The 5,205-nt window shown below is 67.9% G+C and carries 4 protein-coding genes; 3 read left to right on the top strand and 1 reads right to left on the bottom strand.

Annotated features, from left to right (window positions below):
* The first annotated feature begins 68 nt into the window (after positions 1-68).
* The 3 genes from HUU94_RS04375 to HUU94_RS04365 are packed head-to-tail and all read left to right on the top strand — an operon-like array spanning position 69 to position 4,420.
* Complete coding sequence (locus HUU94_RS04375; RefSeq protein WP_254601937.1) at positions 69-701, top strand: HdaA/DnaA family protein; 633 nt, start codon at positions 69-71, stop codon at positions 699-701.
* Between the two features lie 9 nt (positions 702-710).
* A complete protein-coding gene (locus tag HUU94_RS04370) occupies positions 711-2,882 on the top strand; it encodes an RNA degradosome polyphosphate kinase (RefSeq protein ID WP_174273888.1) in 2,172 nt (723 codons plus the stop codon).
* Positions 2,883-2,929: 47 nt separating this feature from the next.
* Positions 2,930-4,420, top strand: a complete 1,491-nt coding sequence (locus HUU94_RS04365) for a Ppx/GppA family phosphatase (protein ID WP_174273887.1) — start codon at positions 2,930-2,932, stop codon at positions 4,418-4,420.
* 11 nt (positions 4,421-4,431) lie between these two features.
* Here HUU94_RS04365 and HUU94_RS04360 read toward each other — a convergent pair.
* On the bottom strand, positions 4,432-5,205 hold a 774-nt coding region (locus tag HUU94_RS04360; RefSeq protein ID WP_174273886.1), incomplete at its 5' end, for a ribonuclease D.

Below are 5,205 nucleotides of genomic sequence, written 5' to 3'. Positions count from 1 at the left end.
GCCGCCTTCGCCGCCGGGCTCCAGCTTCGCGAGGAAGGCGGCGTGCTGCGCCTGCGGCGGCCGGCGCCGTGAGCGGGGCGGCCGGCCAGATCGCGCTGCCGCTCGATTGGCCCGCCGGCGACGACGAACGCGACTATATCGTCTCGACCTCGAACGCGCAGGTCGTGCGCCATTTCGAACATTGGGCGCTCTGGCCGGTGATGGCGACGTTGCTGACCGGCCCGCGCAAGTCGGGCCGCAGCCTGCTCGGCCGGATCGTCGCGGCGCGCAGCGGCGGCGAGTTGATCGACCATGCCGATCGGGCGGACGAGGAGTCGCTGTTCCACGCGTGGAACCGCGCGCAGGAGCGCCGCCGCCCTTTGATCCTGGTCGTCGATCGCCTGCCGCCCGAATGGTCGATCGCGCTTCCCGATCTCCATTCGCGGATCGCCGCGACGCCCGTCGTGCATATCCCCGATCCCGACGAAGGCCTCGCCGGCCAACTGATCGAGAAGCTCTGCCACGCGCGTGGGCTCGCCGCCCCGCCCGAACTGATCCGCTATCTCGCGCCGCGCGTCGAGCGCAGCTACCTCGGCATCCATCGCGCGCTGGAAGCGCTCGACGAGCTCGCGCTACAGCGGCGACAGGGTCTCACCGTGCCGCTCGCCCGCCGCGCCCTGATCGCGATCGGCGTCATCGACGAGTCGCGGGCGACAGGCTAGGATCACCGAATGGATCTCATCTCGCCCACTCCGATCCAGGACGACGGCGCCGCCGAGGGCGCGCCGCCGCCGCCGCTGCCGCTCAAGGAGCGCTATTTCAACCGCGAGCTTTCGTGGATCGCGTTCAACCGCCGCGTGCTGGACGAGGCGTGCAACAACGCGCATCCCTTGCTGGAGCGGCTGCGCTTCCTTTCGATCTCGGGCAATAATCTCGACGAATTCTTCATGGTCCGCGTCGCGGGTCTGAAGGGCCAGCAACTCGAAGGCATCGAGGATCGCTCGCCCGACGGCCTGACGCCGGGGCAGCAGCTCGCGGCGATCGCCAGCGAGGCCGATGCGCTGATGGACATGCAGCAGCGCGTCTGGCTGAATTTGCGCGAGGAGCTCGACCGCGCGGGCATAGAAGTGCTCGATCCCGAAGAGATAGAGGATGATCTTGCGGGCTGGTGCGAGGCCTATTTCCGCGAGCAGATCTTTCCCGTGCTCACCCCGCAGGCGCTCGATCCCGCGCACCCCTTTCCCTTCATTCCGAACAAGGGCTTCACGCTTCTGTTCGATCTGCGCCGCCTTTCGGACGGTGCGTTGATCCGCGAACTGCTGATGGTGCCCGCCACCCTGCGCCGCTTCATCCGCCTGCCCGGCGAAAAGGCGCGTTATGCCTCGATGGCGACGATGGTGCGTCGTTTCACGGGCGTGCTCTTCCCCGGCTACGAGGTGCTTGGCGACAGCTCGTTCCGCGTGATCCGCGACAGCGATATCGAGGTGGAGGAAGAGGCCGAGGACCTGGTCCTCTACTTCAAGTCGGCGATCAAGCGGCGGCGGCGTGGGCGGATCATCCGCATGGAGATGCGCTACGACATCCCCGACGACCTCGCCTGCGTCGTGCGCGAGGAGATCGGCGGGCCCGACGCGATCATCGTCGACGATCAGCGCTTCCTCGGCATCAGCGATCTCGACGAGCTTTACGAGGAGGATCGCCCCGACCTGAAATTCCCGCCCTTCACCGCGCGCTTTCCCGAGCGGGTCCGCGAGCATGGCGGCGATTGTTTCGCGGCGATTCGATCGAAGGACATCATCGTCCACCACCCCTACGAGACCTTCGACGTCGTGCTCGCCTTCCTGCGCCAGGCCGCCGCCGATCCCGACGTCGTCGCGATCAAGCAGACGCTGTATCGCGCGGGCAAGCAGAGCGCGGTGATCAAGGCGCTGGTCGACGCCGCCGAGGCGGGCAAATCGGTCACCGCGGTGGTCGAGCTCAAGGCGCGTTTCGACGAGGAGCAGAACCTCGCTTGGGCGAGCCAGCTCGAGCGGGCGGGCGTGCAGGTCGTTTACGGCTTCATCGACTGGAAGACGCACGCCAAGGTATCGATGGTCGTGCGCCGCGAGGCCGAGGGCAACCGCACCTACTGCCATTTCGGCACGGGCAACTATCACCCGATCACCGCGCGCATCTATACCGACCTGAGCTTCTTCACCGCCGATCCGCGCGCCGGGCGCGATGCCGCGCAATTGTTCAACTACATCACCGGCTATGTCGAGCCGGGCGGGCTGGAGATGCTCACGCTCTCCCCGCACGGCCTGCGCGACAAGCTTTCCGCGCTGATCGATGCCGAGATCGATCATGCCCGCGCCGGACGCGAGGCGGCGATCTGGGCCAAGCTCAACAGCCTCGTCGATCCGGCGATCATCGAGAAGCTCTATCGCGCGAGTGCGGCGGGGGTGGAGATCGATCTGGTGATTCGCGGCATCTGCTGCCTGCGCCCCGGCGTGCCCGGCCTGTCCGAGAATATCCGCGTCAAATCGGTGGTCGGCCGCTTCCTGGAGCATAGCCGGATCATGGTGTTCGGCAATGGTGCCGATCTGCCCAACCCCGAAGCCAAGGTCTATATCTCGTCCGCCGACTGGATGCCGCGCAACTTCGATCGCCGCGTCGAATTCCTGCTGCCGATCGAGAATGACACCGTCCACGCGCAGGTTCTCGATCAGGTGATGGTCGCCAATCTGCTCGATGACGAGCAGAGCTGGTGGCTGGAGCCCGACGGCAGCTATGTCCGCGCCGTAGCCGCCAAGCGTTCGTTCAACCTCCACCGCTATTTCATGACCAACCCGTCGCTTTCGGGGCGTGGCGCGGCGCGCAAGCGCGGCGGGGCGGTGCCCAAGCTCAAGCTCATGCGCGATTGATCGTGCGGCTTCCGTCCGCCTTCGATCCAAGTTAATCCCAGCCCCGCATGGCCGTCATTCCCCTCCTCCGGCCAAAGGCGAACGCTGGTCCGCTCGGCATCATCGATATCGGCTCCAATTCCATCCGGCTGGTGATCTACGAGAGTGCGAACCGTATTCCGTCGACGCTGTTCAACGAGAAGATCATGGCGGGGCTCGGTCGCGGCCTCGCCAAGACCGGTGCGCTCGATGCAGACGCGGTGGCGCGCGCGATCCCCGCGCTGGCGCGCTTCCGTCGGCTTGCCGAGGATATGGGCGTGCGGACGCTGCGGACCGTCGCCACCGCCGCCGTCCGCGACGCGAGCAACGGGCGCGCCTTCATCGATCAGCTCGCCGCGATCGGCTTGCCGGTCGAGCTGCTGCCGGGCAGCGAGGAGGCTTCGCTTGCGGGCCATGGCGTGCTCGCGGCGATACCCGAAGCCGATGGCATCGTCGGCGATCTCGGCGGCGGCAGTCTCGAACTGGTCCGCGTTCGCAAGGGCAAGGTCGGGCAGGGGATATCGATGCCGCTCGGCGTGCTGCGTATCGGCGCGCTCAAGCTCGAAACCGCGCGCGCGGTGGATCGCGCGCTCGGCAAGATGCTCGCGAAGGGCGGCTGGCGCGACGAGGCGCCGGGCAGGCCCTTCTATATGGTCGGCGGATCGTGGCGCTCGCTCGCCCGGCTGCATATGATCCTGAGCGATTTTCCGCTGCCGATCGTCCACCATTATGCGATGGCGCCGAACGAGGCGCAGCGGCTGGTCCGCGCGCTCGGCCAGCTCGAAACCAAGCGGATCAGGGAATTGACGGGAATCGCCTCGTCGCGGATCGGCTCGCTCGGCCCCGCCGCGATGCTGCTCGCGGCGCTGGTCCGCCGCCTCGACCCGTCCGAGCTGATCGTCTCTTCCTACGGCCTGCGCGAAGGGCTGCTGCATCGCAGCCTGCCCGCCGAAGTGCAGGCACAGGATCCCCTGCTCTGCGCGGCGCGGGAGGAAGGCGCGCGGCAGGGGCGTTTCCCCGAGCATGGCGACCTGCTCGATCGCTGGATCGCGCCTTTGTTCGAGGGCGAACCGCCGGCGATGGCGCGGCTCCGGCATGCCGCCTGCCTGCTCGCCGACGTCGGCTGGCGCGCGCACCCCGAATTTCGCGCCGAACGCGGCGTCGAGACCGCGCTGCACGGCAATTGGGTGGGTATCGATGCGCGGGGGCGCGCGCTGATGAGCCAGGCGCTGTTCACGCATTTCGGCGGCGTGGGCGTGCCCGCGCGCGTCGCCGAGCTTATCGACGTCGACCTCCGTGAGCGCGCGATGCGCTGGGGCTTCGCGATGCGGCTTGGGCAGCGCCTGTCCGGCGGAGTCGCCGGGCCGCTCAAGACCAGCCGCCTGCGGCTCGATCAGGAGACGCTCCTGCTCAGTCTCAGCGGCGAAGATAGCGCGCTCTATGGCGAGGCCGTCGAGCGCCGGCACAAATTGCTCGCCGAATCCTTCGGCCGGAAGGCGGCGCTGAAGCGCGGCGCCTGAGACGCCTTTGCTCAGCCGAGCTCGCTCATCACCATCTTGCCGCTCTTGACGCTGAACCCCGTCCGCCCCTCGACCAGCGCGAGCGCATCCTTGCCGAACACTTCGTAGCGCCACCCTTCGAGGATCGAGAGCCCGTCGCGCTGCCCGGCGGCGAGCGCGTCGATCTCGTCGGTGCGTGCGATCAACCGCGGCGCGACATCCGAATCGCGCGAGCGTACCTTGAGCAGCAGCTTGAGCAGGTCGGCGACCAGCGCACCATCCTTGCCGAGCCCGGGACGGCGATCCTCGCGCGGCGGCATTTCATCCTCCGACAGCGGCGTCGCGCCCTCGATCGCGCCGATCAGCCGCGCGCCGATCTCATTGTTCGCCCAACTCGCCGCCAGCCCGCGCACCTTGGCGAGGTCACCCTGGCCGCGCGGCGGATGCGCGGCGAGATCGGCGATCGTCTCGTCCTTGATCAGCCGGCCGCGCGGCAGATTCTTCTTGCGCGCCTCGCGCTCGCGGAACGCCGCGATCGCCTTGAGCCGCCCCAGCACGTCGGCCTTGCGGCTCGGCACCTTGATCCGCTGCCAGGCGAGATCGGGGTCGTTGACGTAATTGGCCGGGTCGGCGATCCGCTCCATCTCCTGATCGAGCCATTCGCCACGCCCGGTCTTGCGCAATTTCTCCAGCATCCGCGGGAAGATCTCGACCAGATAGGTGACGTCGCCGATCGCATAATCGATCTGGCGCTTGTCGAGCGGGCGGCGGCTCCAGTCGGTGAAGCGCGCGCCCTTGTCGAGCTT

The sequence above is a fragment of the Sphingomonas bacterium genome (assembly GCF_903644055.1).
Taxonomy (GTDB): Bacteria; Pseudomonadota; Alphaproteobacteria; order Sphingomonadales; family Sphingomonadaceae; genus Sphingomonas_I.
The sequence above is the reverse complement of the archived record's forward strand: the minus strand, read 5'-3'. Positions and strand labels throughout refer to the sequence as shown.

What these genes read in the sequence shown, in the direction of transcription:
- HUU94_RS04370 (WP_174273888.1), top strand. Translation starts at nt 711, where the DNA reads ATGGATCTCATCTCGCCCACTCCGATCCAGGACGACGGCGCCGCCGAG.
- HUU94_RS04365 (WP_174273887.1), top strand. Translation starts at nt 2,930, where the DNA reads ATGGCCGTCATTCCCCTCCTCCGGCCAAAGGCGAACGCTGGTCCGCTC.